Genomic DNA, 16,118 nt, shown 5'->3' with positions numbered 1-16,118 from the left:
TCGCCCCAAAAACCACCCCAAACATGGCATTTCGACCACTTTACGAAACCATTTGGCCCGTTAACTAACCCGAACCGCCGCTTCGCTCATTCCCCCTTTTAGCATAAAAAAGACGGAACTAATTTCACACCCTAAGCATAACCCTTTCCGCAAACCGTCCGAAAAAATTTGGGACGGTCAGGAAAACAAAACCCAATAAGATGAAAGCTATACAATTGATCTTTACAGGCCTTATGTCGGCAGTTGCCCTAAGCTCCCCCGGCTGCGACCCGGCACCCAAAAAAAGTACCTCCGGCGCGTTAATTGCACAAGTGGTGCCCCAGAAAAAAAAGGATACCGAACCCGAAAGGAACACGGTCAAGATCGCCCTGTTGCTCGACACCAGCAATAGCATGGACGGACTTATCAACCAAGCAAAGGCCCAACTTTGGGACGTAGTTAACAAATTCACCCGTGCCAAATGCGGCAACGGTACGCAACCCGAACTGCAAATTGCCCTCTACCAATACGGAAACGACGGCCTTTCGTCGCGTGAGGGCTACGTTCAGCAAGTGCTGAACTTTACGAGCGACCTCGATGAAATATCCGAAAAACTGTTCTCGCTCACTACGAACGGCGGGGAAGAATTCTGCGGCACGGTAATACAGCGCTCCCTTAAACAATTGGATTGGGGCAAAAACCCCGATCACTTAAAAATCATCCTCATTGCAGGAAACGAGCCTTTCGACCAGGGCAGGACGCACTACAAAAATGCCGCAATCGACGCCAAGGAGAAAGGGGTAATCGTCAACACCGTGTTCTGCGGAAACTATGACCAGGGAATCTATGGCAAATGGAAGGAAGGGGCACTCCTTACGGGAGGCGACTACATGGCCATTGACCACAACCGCCAAGTGGTACATATCGATACGCCCTACGACGACGCCATTATCGATCTAAACTCAAAACTGAACACTACCTATGTTTCCTATGGCAGTATGGGAAGGTCGAAAAAAGAAAAACAGGCCGCACAGGATTACAACGCCCAAGAACTTGAGGAGGTGGTCGTGGTAAAACGGGCCGTAAGCAAAAGCTCGCGTTTGTACAAAAACCAAGATTGGGATTTGGTAGATGCCTCTGACGAAGAAGAATTTGACCTTTCCTCGATCGAACAAAAAGACCTTCCCCAAGAACTTCGGGAAAAAACGGCAAAAGAAATCGAACTATATATCGCCCAAAAGAAAAAGGAACGGATTCAAATTCAAAAAGAGATCCAAGAGCTCAACAGGAAACGCGAAATGTTCATCGCCCAAAACCAAGGCCAGGACGAAACGGGCGAACTGGAGAGTGCCATGATCAATGCCATTAAAAAACAAGCCGCCCAAAAGGATTACCGTTGGGAGTGAAGATGACATAAAAAAGCCCCGGCCGTTGAACGGCCGGGGCTTTTTTCTTTTTGTTTTTTATTGCGCTGCGGGACAGTAACAGTCGTATTTTCTCTCCGATTGCCCAAAGTCGTAACCAATGGTTATTTGGTGAAAACCACCGCTGTCGAAACGGATGTCGCCCGACTGGTACGAATAATTATACGAAACCATAAAGTTATTGATATTGGCCCCGACGATCGGCGTAAAGAGCTGGAGACGTTGTTCGCCGAAACTATCGTCGGTAACAAAAGGGGTGCCGTCCATACTTCTTCGGTACGAGATACCTCCCCAGATCCGGCCAAAGTCGACGTCCCTGTACACCTTGGCGTTCAGGTCGATGGTCTTCTCGCTGGTAAAGTCCGTCATTTGAAAAAGCACCGAAGGTTCGAACTGCCATTCCTGTTTTCCGAAGATATACCCGGCCGATATCAGATAACGCCTAAGGTTATCGATAACGGGAATATTGTCGTTGCCCTTACCGTAACGGTAAAGGTTCCGCTCACTTGCCAACAGGTTGTTAATGGCAAAATGGGCATAAAACTCCATAAGGCTGTACGAGATCCCGAGATCTACGTTAAAATAACTTTCGCTCAATTTGGTTCCGGTTATGGCATCATCGGGCAATACCGACTGAAATTCGGTCTCATCCAAACTGCTCTGCAGGTAGGTCGGACTCAGACCGAAGGAAACCTGGTTCAGGTATCGCGCATCGCCGCCGAGCTTCAGGTGATGGGCATAGGTCAATTTGATCCCCGTTTGGGCATGGTAACCATTGGCATCGTTGAAGAAAATGGCACCGACCCCGCTATTGCTGTCCCCCAATCTAAAATTGGCATTCAAGGTCTGCATGTTCGGTGCATCCTCTACACTGAACCATTGCATTCGGGCCGTGGCCCTGATTTTCCCACCTTCACTAATACCAGCCATCGATGGGTAGACCAGGTAGTAATTGTCTGCCAAATAATCAAAATAAACGGGAATGCCTTCCTGTGCATGGGCTTGAAATCCGTAAAACAAGGAAAGGAGCAACAAAAAAAACCGATGTTTCATTATATAACGTATGGCTGGGTACAAAGTATCGACTAAACATATGGTATAACGGATGAAATACCACAATATTATGTACCAATGCGATATGCCCCTGCGCCGAAACAGACCAAAATGGCAGCCCCATCCCCATAAAATCGTATTTCATAAGCGATTCTGAATTGAACCTCAACTTTAATTATCGTATTTTTGCACCAAATAAACAGCGATGAAGGAATACCACATAACGGTCGTCAAGACCCACAACCCCAAAATACTTAAATTCGAGACCAATCATTTGCTCACCAAGGGCGTCAACTATGAGTTTAAGAATATCGACGATGCCAAAATCTCACCTTTGGCCCAACAGCTTTTTTACCTTCCCTTTATAAAAACCGTATATATATCGGGAAACTTTATCGGCCTCGAACGTTTTGATATTGTGGAGTGGGACGATGTAAAAGACGAGGTGGCCCAGCAATTGGTAGAATACCTCAACGCCGGCGAACCCATCGTACACGAAGAAGAAACCAAGCAGAAGGTGGCCGTTACCGTTTATGCCGAGGTTACCCCCAACCCATCGGTAATGAAGTTCGTCGCCAACAAGCGTATCGTACCCGGTACCTTTGAGTATAAAAACATTGACGAAGCCAAGGATTCGGAATTGGCCAAGGCCCTTTTTCAGTTCCCGTACGTAAAAGAGGTGTTTTTTGACCTCAATTATGTCTCGGTTACCAAATACGATGTAGCCGAATGGGACGACATCACGATGACCTTACGCGAATTGGTACGCGATCATTTGGCCGACGGAAAGGAAGTGGTCTCCGAAAATGCCGTATCCCAGGATGCGCCCGGAAACAGTACCCCCGATACCACTAAGGCCGAATCCGATCTAGACGACACCTCACAACAGATCGTAGACATACTCGAAGAATATGTCAAACCGGCCGTTGCAAGTGACGGGGGCAATATCTTGTTTCAGTCTTACGAAAAGGAAAGCAAAACGGTAAACGTCATCTTACAAGGGGCCTGCAGCGGTTGCCCGTCGTCGACCTTTACCTTAAAGAACGGAATCGAGACCATGCTCAAAAACATGATGGGCGACAAAGTGAACGAGGTAATAGCCCTAAATGGCTAAAGAGCACACATTTTAAAGGTTTCCGTCAATAATCACTGCCATATTTTGTATCTTGATAAGAATCTAAAAATCAAAATATTATGGCAGTTTTAAAAGTTATAGAAATACTGGCGAACTCCGACAAGAGTTGGGAGGATGCCGCCAACAACGCGGTAAAGGAAGCCTCGAAATCGGTAAAGAACATCAAGTCGGTCTACATCAACGAGCAGAGCGCCACCGTCAAGGATGGAAAAATGGACAATTTTCGCGTCAACGTAAAAATCACGTTCGAAGTAAAGTAATCCACTTCGACGAACAGCAAAAAGCGCCCTCGTTTCGGGGCGCTTTTTTTTAGCTTTTTTTCCGAAGGATGTTTTGTACTTTCAACCTCAAACGCCACATCAATGAACAACACCACCTACACCAACGACCTGATCCACGAGAGCAGTCCGTACCTACTTCAGCATGCCCACAACCCGGTAGACTGGAAAGCTTGGAGTGACGAAATTCTAGAAAGGGCACAAGAAAAAAACCAACTTCTTTTGATAAGTATAGGCTATGCTGCCTGCCATTGGTGCCATGTTATGGAACACGAGTGCTTCGAAGACCTCGAGGTAGCCCAAGTAATGAACGCAAACTTTGTCAACATAAAGGTCGACCGCGAAGAACGCCCCGATGTCGACCACATTTACATGGATGCCCTTCAAATGATGACCGGTAGCGGAGGCTGGCCCCTGAACATTGTGGCCCTACCCGACGGGAGACCTTTTTGGGGAGCCACCTACGTAAGGAAGGAGGACTGGAAAAAAGTGCTTTTACAATTGGCCGACCTTTATAAAAAAGACCCTGACAAGGTCTTGGGCTATGCCCGGAACATGGCCGAGGGCATTCAGGCCATCAACCTTGTCGAAAACAACGAAGTCGACCCTCCCATAACCCTTTCCGATATCGAAACCTCGGTAAACAACCTATCCAGGCACTTCGACCTGTCCATGGGCGGGTACAGACGTGCCCCGAAATTTATGATGCCGGTCAACCTCAACTTTCTACTGCACTACGGCACCGTAACAAAGAAAAAAGACATTCTCGATTACGTCGATACGACCCTCACCAAAATGGCCTGGGGCGGCATTTTCGACCATGTGGGCGGAGGGTTTTCGAGATACTCGGTCGATACCAAATGGCACGTACCCCACTTTGAAAAAATGCTCTACGACAACGGCCAATTGGTAAGCCTTTACGCCCAAGCCTACGCAGCGACACAAAATGGGCTTTACAGAAAGGTAGTCGAACGTACGGTCGACTTCATAGGGAGCGAACTGATGAACAGCGGGTTCGGGTTTTATTCTTCGTTGGATGCCGACAGCATAAACGAAAACGGAACACTTCAAGAAGGTGCTTTCTACGTCTGGAAGGAAGACGACCTAAGAAAACTTTTGGGGGCTGATTTCAGCCTTTTCAGAGACTATTTCAACATTAACGAGTACGGCCATTGGGAAGAGGGGAACTATGTCCTTATCCGAAACGCCCCTACCGAGGCCCTCTGTAAGAAATACGACATCGAAGCCGACCAATTGGATCGTTCGATAAAGGGCATGCTCGAGATCCTTAAAGGGGAAAGGGACCAAAGGCCGAGACCACGACTGGACGACAAGATACTCACCTCGTGGAACGGGTTGATGCTCAAAGGCCTTGCCGATGCCTACCGATACCTGAAGGATACCCGGTTTTTAGACCTGGCCTTGAAGAACGCCACGTTTATAAACGAGAACCTCAGCAAGCCCGACGGAGGGCTTTACCACAACCACAAGGAGGGCAAAAGTACGTTAAACGGCTACCTGGAGGACTATGCCTCGGTAATCGAGGCCTTTATCGCCCTTTATGAAGCCACCTTCGACGAAAAGTGGCTAAGGCGCTCCAAGGAGCTTACCGAATACTGCCTGGCCCATTTTTATGACGAAGAAAGCAAGATGTTCTTTTTTACCTCGGTCGCCGACAGCTATGTAATCAGGAGAACGATCGAGACCACCGACAACGTAGTACCGGCCTCGAACTCGATAATGGCCAAAAACCTGTTCAAGCTTTCGCGGTATTTTTCAATATCCGAATTTGAGGATCTGGCCCTTCAACAACTGAGAAACGTACAAGGGCAGATCAAGCAAAACGGCCAGAGCTATGCCAATTGGATGCAATTGGCCCTGTATGCCAACCTTCCGTTCTACGAAGTGGTCATTGCAGGCGAGGACTACAGGGGCCAGGCAGAAGCCCTCTTGCCCCACTACCTCCCCCATTGCCTTTTTGCGGGCGGCGGTCACGACACCGGGCTACCCATTCTCCAAGATAGGTCAACGGGCAATACGACCCAGTTCCACCTCTGCGAAAAAGGAAGGTGTCAGCTGCCACTGACCCGAACGGAAGAAGTTTTGACGCAATTGCTTCCATCCGACACGCATTAACAATAGTTTAGTTTTCATCCTTTGACAGAGGATACGATTTTTAATAAGTTGCGGGCTTAAAAACTTTAGAAGTATGATAGAATTCACAAATCTTGAAGAACATGTTGACAAAGCGATAGATTTCGCTTGGAGAATTTTACCCAATCTTATTTTGGCCTTGATTATACTGGTGCTCGGTCTTTATATCATCCGCTTCCTTAACCGGATGGTCCGAAAGTTCTTTGAACATCGCGATTATGACCTGGCCTTGGAAAGCTTTTTGCAAAGCTTTATCAGCATCGCCCTAAAGATCGTTCTCTTTGTATTGGTAATCACCCAGCTGGGAGTGCAGTCGTCGTCCCTGATAGCCATGATCGGTGCGGCCGGTCTGGCCATCGGCCTGGCCCTACAGGGCTCGCTGTCGAATTTTGCCGGTGGGGTACTGATACTGCTTTTCAAGCCCTTTAAGGTCGGGGATTGGATTTCGGCCCAAGGGGTCGACGGCTCGGTAAAGGAAATCACCATTTTCTATACCAAACTGAACACCTTCGGCAATCAAGTCGCCGTAATACCCAACGGACAGCTCTCGAACAACAATGTAATCAACTACAACGCCATGCCCACCCGAAGAGACAATATTAAAGTGGGTATCGGCTACAGTTCGGACATCAAATTGGCCAAGGAGATCATGCTACAAATCTGTGCCGAAAACAAGGACATACTGAAAGACCCGGCCCCGGAAGTCTACGTAGATGCCCTAGCGGATAGCTCGGTCAATCTAAGCCTTAGGTTCTGGGCCGAAAACAGTGTCTTTTGGGCCGCGCATTTTCATGTCATCGAAGAAACGAAAAAACGCTTCGACGAGGCGGGCATTGAAATCCCTTTTCCGCAAAGGGTGGTACATGGTATTCCACAGCAAGTCCAAAGCGAGTAAGGGCGAAACTACACGAACCTCATATCGGGGGTTGTCCGTTTATAGGGCACCCCTTTTTTTATGGGTCTCCCCGCCCAAGGGAAGGCCGAAAAATGCTTGGTCGGCTTATTTTTTCCCTTGTTGGAGAATAAAATCCTTTAGGTAATAGGGTTCGAAGTAGGCCACGTCCTCAAAATCGCGCTCCCTGAACTTCGCATACGACAATTGGGCCATTTCCCGTGCCGAGGGCACCATTGAGACGGCGAATTCGACCTGGTCGGTTTTCAATACCCCCTTGCATTTTTCAGCTCCCGGGCCGCCCAATAGCACCCGTCCGTCTTTAAAGTATTCGCAAAAAGAGTTTTCATCGATAATTTCGGCTTCGGTAGCCCTGATTTGCCGGTAATTTTTATCGAAAACCGCCGAATACACTTCCATACGACGGGCGTCGAGAAGGGGGATAATGTAGTCGATGCCCTGCCTTTTTGCCTGATGGGCCATACTTGTCAAGGTAGCCACCGAAATGAGGGGGACGTCCAAGGAGAAACAAAGTCCCTTGGCTGCCGACACTCCGATACGCAGTCCCGTATAGGAGCCCGGGCCCTTACTTACGGCGATGGCATCCAATTCGGCCAAGGACATCCCGGCCTCTTCAATAACGTCTTCGATAAAAATGTGAAGCTGTTCGGAATGCGAATAGTTGGGAGTATCGTGTTCTTTGATCGCTAGAAGCTCCCCGTCCCTTGCTACGCTGACCGAGCAATTGGTCGTCGCAGTCTCTAAGTTCAATAGTGTGGCCATACGGCTGCAAAGATAATCCTTAATCCATAAAAAAAAGCCTGTTCCCCCACTTGGCGGAACAGGCCCCTCCAATAGGCCGTCATCAACCTATTTCAATTGCAATGGAAGTCCGAAATAAAACTCCAAGACCTTTAATCTAAAAATGTAGTCGTACTTGGTCCGTACCACCTCGGCCGCGGCGTCGTCTACCCTTGCCTGTGCCTGGCTGAAATCGAAGGCGTTCATGAGCCCTACCTCATACCGCTCTTTGGAGTAGTCGTAGGCCAGTTGTCTTGCCTCCAAGGTCTTTAGGGCCGCCTCATACGCCTTCGAGGCACTTTTGACATCGACATAGGCCTGATTGATATTGGTCTCCAGATCCAACTTATCCTGCTCCAATTGAAGTTTTGCCTTCTCCAAGGTAATCTGTGACCGCTTAATGTTGTTTCTTACGCTAAAACCGTTAAAAACGGGTATGTTCAATTGGGCACCGTACGAAATACCGTCGTTGATCCACAACTGGTTGCCAAAGCTCTCGGCCGGCACAAAGTTTCCGGTACCGCTATCGAAGCCCCCTTGGTCGGAATACCGGGTATTGTAGTTGAAGAACGCTCCTAGGGTCGGATAAAGGGCCCCTTTGGAAATCTTAAGGTCTTCCTTGGCCAGGTCGATATTCGACTGGGAAAACTTGATGTCGTTGCGAAAGGTAACGGCCTCGGCGAATATCTCCTTGGGCGACCTGTTGAGGACATCGGATGGGGGCACCTCGTAATCGACGTCGGAAACATCGAAATTTTCATAATCGGTGATCTGTAAAAGTTGGGCCAGGCCAATTCTCGATATCAGCACCTGGTTTTCACTGTTTACGATCTGCTGTTCAAGTCCTGCCGCGGTTGCCTCTATTTCCAATAGGTCGCCTTGGGGCAGGACCCCTGCCGCCACCAGTTCCTTGGTGCGTTTCAGATCTTGTTCGGTAACGGCGTATTGGGCCTTGTAAACCTTTAGGGTTTCCTTGTTCGACAAGATCTGCAGGTAAGCGTTGGCCACGCTCAACCGTATATCGTCCTTCAGGTCATCGAGGCGGTACCGGTTCGCCATTTCGTTCAACTTGGCCCGGTTGAGGCGATGGATATTCCTGAGACCGTCAAAAAGGGTCAAGGAGGAGGTAACGCCCCCGCTTGCGGTTAGAATGGTCGTAGTGACGGGTTGGTTGGTCGTCGGGTCGAACGACAGTCCGGTATTACCGGAGGTACTGAGGGTACTGTTAACACTCGGCAACAAGCCCCCCAGGGCATCGGAACGGTCGATCAGGGCATTTTCAAGATCGAGTTCGTATTGCTCTACGGTAAGGTTGTTCTCCACCGCATACTCGACACACTCTTCGAGCGTCCATTTTTTGTTCTGTGCAGAGAGACTCCCAACCCCACAGAGGAGGAGTAAAACCATTAGTTTTAAGTTCATTTTTCGTTTTTTTGATTATGATTGATGATTGTTATTCTTCGCTTTCCCCGGATGCCTCGTCTTCCTCCCCGCGTTTGATCGGCTCGGTCTTGTTCCAGACCTTGACTTCGTCCGATTCGCTGAGTCCTGAGACGATTTCGACGTTCACCCCATCGGAAATCCCTATCTCGATATCCCTGCGCTCAAATTTCTGATCGCCCGTAGCCACCTCTACATAGGGCTTGTCGGTCTTTCTATCGAATTGCAGCAAGGCTTCGGGCAGCACCAGAATATCATCCTTCCTTTCAAGAACGAGAGAGGCGTTCGCACTATAACCGGCCCTGACGAAGACATCGTCCTTAATATCGACATCACCTTCGATCTTGAACTGTACGGCACCGGTTTCCTCGATGCCCTTGGGCGCGATAAAGCGCAATTTGGCATCCAATTCTACCCCTTCCACGGCGCCCAAACTGATTTTTAACGGGGTACCGACCTTAAGCTTGGCCACTTCGCCCTCATCGACCATCCCCTCGAAGATCATTTTGCCCAAGTCGGCTATGGTGGCGATCGTGGTACCGTCGTTGAAGTTGTTGCTTTGGATTACCTGGTCTCCTTCCTCTACGGGAATTTCCAAGATGGTACCATCGACCGTGGCCCGGATATTGGTATTGGCGCTGGTAGACCCTCCGGCCGACCCGAGGCGGATGATCTGGTAATCGGCCCTGGCGTTTTCCAATTCTTGTATGGCCTGGTCGTACTGCAATTGAAGGTTGTTGAAATCTTGGCTTGAAATTACCCCTTTATCGAAAAGCGCCTTGTTTCTATTGTACTCGATCTTGGTATTGTTCAGGGCCAACTCGGCGTTCCTTACCCGGCCCCGGGCTTGGTTGAGCGACTGTTCGTTCGGTACCACCTTGATCGTGGCGATCAGGTCTCCCGATTTTACCTTTTGCCCTTCCTCCAGAAAGATTTTACTTATGATTCCCGAAATCTGGGGCTTGATCTCTATTTCATCTTCAGGTATCACCTTGCCGGTGGCCACCGTCTTTTTCTCGATATTCGATATAAACGGCTTCATGGTTTCGTAGGTAATGGCCTCCTTACTGTTCGACTTGATAAAAAAAACGGCCGCCCAAAGGGCCCCTAGTATTAACAATCCGATTAAAATATACTTTACGATCTTGTTCATTTCTAAGTTGTGTTTGTCTATTGGTATAGTTGTTTCTGCTTTTGTTACCTTAATTTCCTTATTCTTCCCTCAGGGCATCGATGGGTTTTATGCTTACAGCCCTTTGGGCCGGTATAAGGCCGATGAGCGTACCCAAGACCACCATTATGACCAAGGCCCCCAATACATAGGGGATGGGAACGGTGGGATTGGTATATGGAAAATCGATGTCTTGTGTCAGGTTATTGATTCCCGCAAGCGTCATGGCCCCCAGAATAATCCCCATGACCCCGGCCACGACGGTCAAAAAGACCGATTCGAGAATGATCTGGTTGCGCACTTCGGCGGGAGTGGCCCCCAATGCCCGGCGCACCCCGAGTTCCTTGGTGCGTTCCTTTACGGAGATCAAGAGTATGTTGCCTATGCCAATAACCCCTGCCAAGATGGTGGCGATCCCCACGACCAGGGAGAGAAAGGTAATGCCATTGGCAAAGCCCACTATTTTATTGAACTGCTCACCCAAGTTAAACGAGCCAAAGGCCCTTTCGTCATCGGGGTGCACCTGATGTATATTCTTCAACAGGTCGATGATGTTCTCTTCGACCTGAACCACATCGGCATCGTCATAGGCCGCAATGGAAAACCAACCTACGTTTTCCCCGGTATTGTACAATCTCCTAAATGTGGTAAAGGGAATAAAGATATCGCCATCGCCCCCAAAACCACCGCTTTGGTCGAATTTATGGACACCTACCACCTGAAAGTATACGTCGTCGATCTTAATAAAACCGCCTATGGGGTTTTCCCCTTTGTCGAACAGTTCCTTTTGGGTCCGCTCGCCGATCACGGCCACCTTTCGGGCCTGGGCGATGTCTTCGTCGTTGATAAACCGGCCACCGTCATATATCTTTTTGGGAGCGATCTTGGTGAATGCCGGAAAGTCGCCGAACAGGGGGTAACTACCCATTTTATTGCCCCGGCCTATACTGGGTGGGGTAGACCCAAAGAAGCCCCTTACGTTCCTAGGTGCGATGTACTCCACTTCGGGGATACGGTTTTCTATCATGGTAGCGTCTTCCAGTTTGAGCTGCATGGGCCGCCCGGTCTTATATCCCTCATAGGGCATGCTGGTATTCTGTGCCCAGACGAACAAACTGTTCTTGGCGATTTGCTCGAACATGCTCTCGAAACCATTGTCCATGCCCTTGGCCGCACCCGAAAGGGCGATATAAATAAAGATGCCCCAAAGGACCCCGATTACCGTAATAACCGTCCGGACCTTGTTTTTACTGATCGATCCGAAAATCTCTTGCCATGTATTTCTATCGAGTATAAATCGCATATTATTCGTCTCTTAAGGCCACAATGGGCTTTATCCGTGCCGCCCGTCTGGCGGGTACGTACCCCGCTATGGCCCCGAAAATTATAAGTACAATGGTGGCAAAAATTGCCATAGGTATATCGATATACGGGTTGGTAATGAAAAAGTCCTCGAGTTTTTCATCTATAGAGCCCAAGATCACAATACCGATCAGCATCCCTACAAAGCCCGAAACGGTAGTAATAAAAACCGATTCCAACAAAATCGTACCGATTACGGCACGGGGAGTGGCCCCCAAGGCCTTTCGGATACCGAGTTCTTTGGTACGCTCTTTCACCACGAAGACCATAATATTGCTTATCCCGATGATCCCTGCGATGATGGTACCAAAGGCCACAAAGGCGACTATGATCTGAAGTACGCGCGCGAACTGTTGGTTCTGCCTCAACTGGTCGGCCACATTTCGGATAAAAATGCCGTTTTGGTCTTGTGGGTTGATGTACTTTTTTTCGCGGATAAACTTATCGAGGCTCTTCTCAAAGGCCATGGCCCCGGCGTAGCCTATCTGTGGTTTAAAGCCGATAACGATGGCATCGATTTTGTCGGTATTCCTTTCGATCAGTTGCCGGGTGGTATAGGGTATAAAAATATTTCTTTCCTCGCGGTCGCCCCCGTCATCCTGAAAGACCCCGATTACCTTAAAGGAGCTCCCCCCAATGTCTATGTATTTGCCCACGGCGTTTCTGCCCCCGAACAAATCCTGTTCCACAAGCCTGCCTATGACGGCATTCTTGGTCTTGTTCTTGATATCAAGTACATCAAGGTAGCGCCCCTTCATCATTATCGTCATTTCGCTAAACTGATGCGATGGTGCCACGGCATATATGGAATAATTGTTCGACTCGTTTTTATAGGCCACCGTATCTTGCCTGACGATCCTAGGACTGATGTATTCGAGAAACAGGGGAAAATTCTTCTCGATATCCGCGATATCGCTGTTGTCGAACTCGATGTTCCGATTGGCCTTGTAGCCTTTGTAGGGCATGGTGGTACGGCCCGTAAAAACCATAAAAACATTGGTAGCGTCGTCGGAAAAGAAATCGTCGAAGGTATTGATAAGCCCATTGCCGAACCCAAAGAGAACGACGAAGATCAGGATACCCAGGGCCACCGTGAAACCCGACAAAAAGGTACGGAGCTTATTCTTTTGAATCGTCTCGAAGATTTCTTTCCAGTTGTCCCTACTAAACATACTGTGAGGCCCTAACTTGTTCTACTTTCTTGTCTTCGACAATAACACCGTCTTTTAGATGAACAATGCGCTTGCACATATGGGCAATATCCTCTTCGTGGGTAACCACGAGAATGGTGTTGCCTTGGTCGTTAATTTTTTGGATCAGGTCCATTACTTCATAGGAAGTCTTGCTATCCAATGCCCCGGTCGGCTCATCGGCCAAAAGCACCTTGGGTTCCGCAGCCATGGCCCTGGCAATTGCCACACGTTGTTTTTGTCCCCCCGAAAGCTCGTTGGGCAGATGTTCGGCCCACTCTTTTAACCCCACCTGCTCCAAATATTTCAGGGCCTTTTCTTCGCGCTGTTTTCTTGGGACTTTCTGGTAGTAAAGCGGAAGCGCCACATTTTCAAGGGCACTTTTATAGTTAATGAGGTTGAACGACTGAAATACAAAGCCCAAAAATTTGTTCCTGTACTTGGCCGCCTTGGTTTCGTTTAGGTTTTTAATGGGCACCCCATCCAACGTATACTCACCTGAATCGGCCTCATCGAGCATTCCGAGAATATTCAACAAGGTTGATTTTCCCGAACCGGAAGACCCCATGATGGCTACGAGCTCACCTTCCTTTATGCTAAAGTTCAAACCTTTAAGGACATGCAGCGAATTGGCTCCCATCTTATACGACTTGTGAAGCTCTTTAATTTCGATCATCTGAAGTTTTGTTAGTTATTTTTTTGGATTTGAATACCAATTCAGCAATTTGACCTTCAAGTTGTTGAATTGTTACAACACATTGTCCAAATTTTGTGTTAAATAATGGACGTTACATGGTTTCATCTTTGACAATGGCGTTCCAAACCTTTATTTTATCCTCTTCCCCGACCCCGGATTTGACCTCTACATAAATACCGTCGCTAATGCCCAATTCGATATCCCTTCGCTCAAATAGACCGTTTCCGTTTTCTACTTCGACATAGGGCTTTTTGGTTTCACCGTCGTATTGCACCAAGCCCTCCTTGATGGCCAGGACGCTATCGGCCCGGGCCAGTATGACCGAGGCATTGGCACTCAGTCCGGCACGTATAAAAACCGAGTCTTGTTTTTTTAAGGTTCCCTTTATCTCAAACTGTATGGCCCCGTTTTCTTCCTTGCCCTTGGGGGCTATATAATCCAACACGGCATCGAAGGTCCTGTCCTCCAGGGCTCCAACGGTAATTTCCAGGGGCAGGTTCTCTTTGATCTTGCCCACCTCGCTTTCGTCGACCTTTCCCTCAAAGATCATTTTATCCACATCGGCAATGGCGGCGATGGTCGTACCTTCGTTAAAATTGTTGCTTTCGATAACCTGGTTGCCCACCTCAACGGGCACCTCGAGTACCATACCGCTAACCGTGGCCCGGATCTGGGTATTGGCCGCTTCGCCGTAACCCCTTGCCGTTCCGGTCTTGATTATCTCGAACCTTTTATTGGCCGCGGTATAGGCCTGCTTGGCCTGATCATAGGCCACCTGGGCCCGCTCCAAATCGACCTGTGAAATGACCCCTTTGCCAAAAAGAGCTTTTTGACGGCCTAGGTTTCTCAACTGGTCATCTAGATTTATTTTGGCCTCGTCTATGGCCGTGCGGGCGTCGTTCAGTGCCGAGAGGTTGGGCACGACCTTGATCCGACAGATCAGGTCACCCGACTTCACATAATCGCCCCCTTCGACAAAAATTTCTTCGATTACCCCCGAGATATTGGGTTTGATGAGCACCTCTTCCAAAGGAAGAATGCTACCGGTGGCCACCGTTTTTTTTACGATGGTCTTTATGGAAGGCTGCTCGGTTTCGTAAGTAACCGGATCTTCCGCATTTTTCCGATATAAATAATACATAGCTGCACCAAAACTTGCTACAATAAGCAGAAGAATGATTCGGGTTACGGTCTTTTTCATTTCGATTGATGTTTATTACTTAAATCCATTGTTGATTAGCGTCGTTTACGTCATAAAGCCTTACTCGGTCCGCAGTGCATCGATGGGTTTTACCTTGATGGCACTTTGTGCGGGAATAAACCCTGCCAACAGGCCCGATACGATCAATATGGCCAGTGCCCCCATTACCACGCCCAGCCCGACACTGGGGTTTGCGAACATATCGACGGGACCGTTCATATCGAGCAGGGTATTTATACCATAGATAAAAAGGGCCCCAAAGGTAATACCGGCCATCCCGGAAATGATGGTCAGAAAAAGGGACTCCATCAAGATCTGCAATTTGATCGACCACGGGTCTTCGCCCAACGCCCGGCGGATGCCGATTTCCTTGGTACGTTCCTTGACCACGATAAGCATGATGTTGCTTACGCCGATGACGCCCGATAGCAATACGAGTATCCCCACGAAATAGGCGATAAACCGAAGGGCCGTAAAAAGACTCTGAACACGTTGAAACTGTTCGTACAGGTCGAAATGGCCCACTGCGCGTTGATCGTCGGGATGTACCTTGTGGTTCTCCTTGACCACTGCCATAATATCGTTCTTGATACTTGTGATGGACGTACCATCATTGGCGGTTATGGCCATCCAACCCACATCGTCCCCCCTATTAAAGGCCTGGGAAAAGGAAGTAAAGGGCACAAAAATCTGTTTCTGGCCTTCCTCCCCGTCCCCATTGTTACTTTTCTTTTTGTATACCCCAACCACCATAAAGTTCACCCCTTGGATCTTGATATAGGTTCCGAGTACCTGCTCATCGTTATCATAGAGTCCGGTCTTGACCCCCTCGCCGATTACGGCCACCTTTCGTCTTTCGTTAATGTCGCTGTAGTTGATAAAGCGGCCATCGATTATGCTCATGGGGTCTTGCCTGATGATTTCCGGATAATCGCCATAGACATTGTATGCCCCGGTTTTCAATCCCCGCACCACATTGTTCGCCCCTCCAAAACCGCCCAATTGGTTTCTTGGACTGATAAAGCGGAGGTTGGGCACCTTTTCGCGAATGGCCTCGACATCGTCTGTATTAAAGAGAAAACTGCGCCCTTTGGGCAGGCCTTTATAGGCCTTTGTGGTTGCCCGCGACCACATGAACATGGTATTCGTGGCAATGTCACCAAAGTCTTGCATAATACCGTTCTCAAGCCCCTTACCGGCCGACAACAGCAAAATCAGGATAAAGATGCCCCAGAACACGCCAAAGGCGGTGAGAACGGTCCGGAACCAATTACCGGTCAGCACCTCCAAAATTTCCTTCCAACGATCTTTGTTAAACATATGGCTTTCTATTATCTTCTT

General features: G+C 48.7%; 13 protein-coding genes and 1 pseudogene. 5 read left to right on the top strand and 9 right to left on the bottom strand.

All coding sequences use genetic code 11. From position 1 onward, the window contains the following. The first annotated feature begins 200 nt into the window (after nt 1–200). A complete protein-coding gene (locus tag BUB37_RS15095) occupies nt 201–1,385 on the top strand; it encodes a vWA domain-containing protein (RefSeq protein WP_072994661.1) in 1,185 nt (394 codons plus the stop codon). Nucleotides 1,386–1,442: 57 nt separating this feature from the next. Here the strand turns inward: BUB37_RS15095 and BUB37_RS15090 are convergent, their stop codons facing one another. Further along, the gene (locus BUB37_RS15090) at nt 1,443–2,456 is read right to left on the bottom strand and encodes a PorP/SprF family type IX secretion system membrane protein (RefSeq protein ID WP_072994660.1); all 1,014 of its coding nucleotides are present in this window, start codon (nt 2,454–2,456) and stop codon (nt 1,443–1,445) included. A 205-nt stretch (nt 2,457–2,661) separates the two neighbouring features. Here BUB37_RS15090 and BUB37_RS15085 point away from each other — a divergent pair, with 205 nt between their 5' ends. From BUB37_RS15085 to BUB37_RS15070, 4 genes and pseudogenes are all read left to right on the top strand, one after another. Then, the gene (locus BUB37_RS15085) at nt 2,662–3,570 is read left to right on the top strand and encodes a NifU family protein (protein ID WP_072994659.1); all 909 of its coding nucleotides are present in this window, start codon (nt 2,662–2,664) and stop codon (nt 3,568–3,570) included. 80 nt (nt 3,571–3,650) lie between these two features. Next, nucleotides 3,651–3,851, top strand: a complete 201-nt coding sequence (locus BUB37_RS15080) for a dodecin family protein (RefSeq protein WP_072994658.1) — start codon at nt 3,651–3,653, stop codon at nt 3,849–3,851. A 102-nt stretch (nt 3,852–3,953) separates the two neighbouring features. Then, nucleotides 3,954–5,507: pseudogene (locus tag BUB37_RS15075) on the top strand (thioredoxin domain-containing protein); the annotation flags it as partial. A gap of 571 nt (nt 5,508–6,078) precedes the next feature. Then, entirely contained in the window at nt 6,079–6,918 is an 840-nt protein-coding gene (locus BUB37_RS15070; protein WP_072994656.1) for a mechanosensitive ion channel family protein, read from the top strand. A gap of 105 nt (nt 6,919–7,023) precedes the next feature. On the opposite strand, the gene tsaB is transcribed toward BUB37_RS15070, so the two are convergent. From tsaB to BUB37_RS15030, 8 genes are all read right to left on the bottom strand, one after another. Beyond that, nucleotides 7,024–7,698 (bottom strand): tRNA (adenosine(37)-N6)-threonylcarbamoyltransferase complex dimerization subunit type 1 TsaB, encoded by a 675-nt coding sequence (tsaB, locus tag BUB37_RS15065; RefSeq protein ID WP_072994655.1) that lies wholly within the window; start codon nt 7,696–7,698, stop codon nt 7,024–7,026. Nucleotides 7,699–7,785: 87 nt separating this feature from the next. Further along, nucleotides 7,786–9,138 (bottom strand): TolC family protein, encoded by a 1,353-nt coding sequence (locus tag BUB37_RS15060; protein WP_072994654.1) that lies wholly within the window; start codon nt 9,136–9,138, stop codon nt 7,786–7,788. Nucleotides 9,139–9,169: 31 nt separating this feature from the next. Then, nucleotides 9,170–10,309 (bottom strand): efflux RND transporter periplasmic adaptor subunit, encoded by a 1,140-nt coding sequence (locus BUB37_RS15055; RefSeq protein ID WP_072994653.1) that lies wholly within the window; start codon nt 10,307–10,309, stop codon nt 9,170–9,172. Nucleotides 10,310–10,367: 58 nt separating this feature from the next. Then, complete coding sequence (locus BUB37_RS15050; protein ID WP_072994652.1) at nt 10,368–11,630, bottom strand: ABC transporter permease; 1,263 nt, start codon at nt 11,628–11,630, stop codon at nt 10,368–10,370. A 1-nt stretch (nt 11,631) separates the two neighbouring features. After that, complete coding sequence (locus BUB37_RS15045) at nt 11,632–12,861, bottom strand: ABC transporter permease (RefSeq protein ID WP_072994651.1); 1,230 nt, start codon at nt 12,859–12,861, stop codon at nt 11,632–11,634. Then, on the bottom strand, nt 12,854–13,555 hold the full coding sequence (locus BUB37_RS15040) for an ABC transporter ATP-binding protein (RefSeq protein ID WP_072994650.1): 702 nt from the start codon (nt 13,553–13,555) through the stop codon (nt 12,854–12,856). Before BUB37_RS15040 ends, BUB37_RS15045 begins: the two co-directional genes overlap by 8 nt. A gap of 112 nt (nt 13,556–13,667) precedes the next feature. Then, on the bottom strand, nt 13,668–14,777 hold the full coding sequence (locus BUB37_RS15035; protein WP_072994649.1) for an efflux RND transporter periplasmic adaptor subunit: 1,110 nt from the start codon (nt 14,775–14,777) through the stop codon (nt 13,668–13,670). A 60-nt stretch (nt 14,778–14,837) separates the two neighbouring features. Next, the gene (locus BUB37_RS15030) at nt 14,838–16,097 is read right to left on the bottom strand and encodes an ABC transporter permease (protein WP_072994648.1); all 1,260 of its coding nucleotides are present in this window, start codon (nt 16,095–16,097) and stop codon (nt 14,838–14,840) included. Nucleotides 16,098–16,118 lie beyond the last annotated feature (21 nt).

Source organism: Pseudozobellia thermophila, from assembly GCF_900141855.1.
Lineage (GTDB): Bacteria > Bacteroidota > Bacteroidia > Flavobacteriales > Flavobacteriaceae > Pseudozobellia > Pseudozobellia thermophila.
This window is presented reverse-complemented; position numbering and strand designations above follow the sequence as displayed.

Coding starts and splice junctions, on each gene's coding strand:
- BUB37_RS15095 (WP_072994661.1), top strand. CDS start 201: ATGAAAGCTATACAATTGATCTTTACAGGCCTTATGTCGGCAGTTGCC.
- BUB37_RS15090 (WP_072994660.1), bottom strand. CDS start 2,456: ATGAAACATCGGTTTTTTTTGTTGCTCCTTTCCTTGTTTTACGGATTT.
- BUB37_RS15085 (WP_072994659.1), top strand. CDS start 2,662: ATGAAGGAATACCACATAACGGTCGTCAAGACCCACAACCCCAAAATA.
- BUB37_RS15080 (WP_072994658.1), top strand. CDS start 3,651: ATGGCAGTTTTAAAAGTTATAGAAATACTGGCGAACTCCGACAAGAGT.
- BUB37_RS15070 (WP_072994656.1), top strand. CDS start 6,079: ATGATAGAATTCACAAATCTTGAAGAACATGTTGACAAAGCGATAGAT.
- tsaB (WP_072994655.1), bottom strand. CDS start 7,698: ATGGCCACACTATTGAACTTAGAGACTGCGACGACCAATTGCTCGGTC.
- BUB37_RS15060 (WP_072994654.1), bottom strand. CDS start 9,138: ATGAACTTAAAACTAATGGTTTTACTCCTCCTCTGTGGGGTTGGGAGT.
- BUB37_RS15055 (WP_072994653.1), bottom strand. CDS start 10,309: ATGAACAAGATCGTAAAGTATATTTTAATCGGATTGTTAATACTAGGG.
- BUB37_RS15050 (WP_072994652.1), bottom strand. CDS start 11,630: ATGCGATTTATACTCGATAGAAATACATGGCAAGAGATTTTCGGATCG.
- BUB37_RS15045 (WP_072994651.1), bottom strand. CDS start 12,861: ATGTTTAGTAGGGACAACTGGAAAGAAATCTTCGAGACGATTCAAAAG.
- BUB37_RS15040 (WP_072994650.1), bottom strand. CDS start 13,555: ATGATCGAAATTAAAGAGCTTCACAAGTCGTATAAGATGGGAGCCAAT.
- BUB37_RS15035 (WP_072994649.1), bottom strand. CDS start 14,777: ATGAAAAAGACCGTAACCCGAATCATTCTTCTGCTTATTGTAGCAAGT.
- BUB37_RS15030 (WP_072994648.1), bottom strand. CDS start 16,097: ATGTTTAACAAAGATCGTTGGAAGGAAATTTTGGAGGTGCTGACCGGT.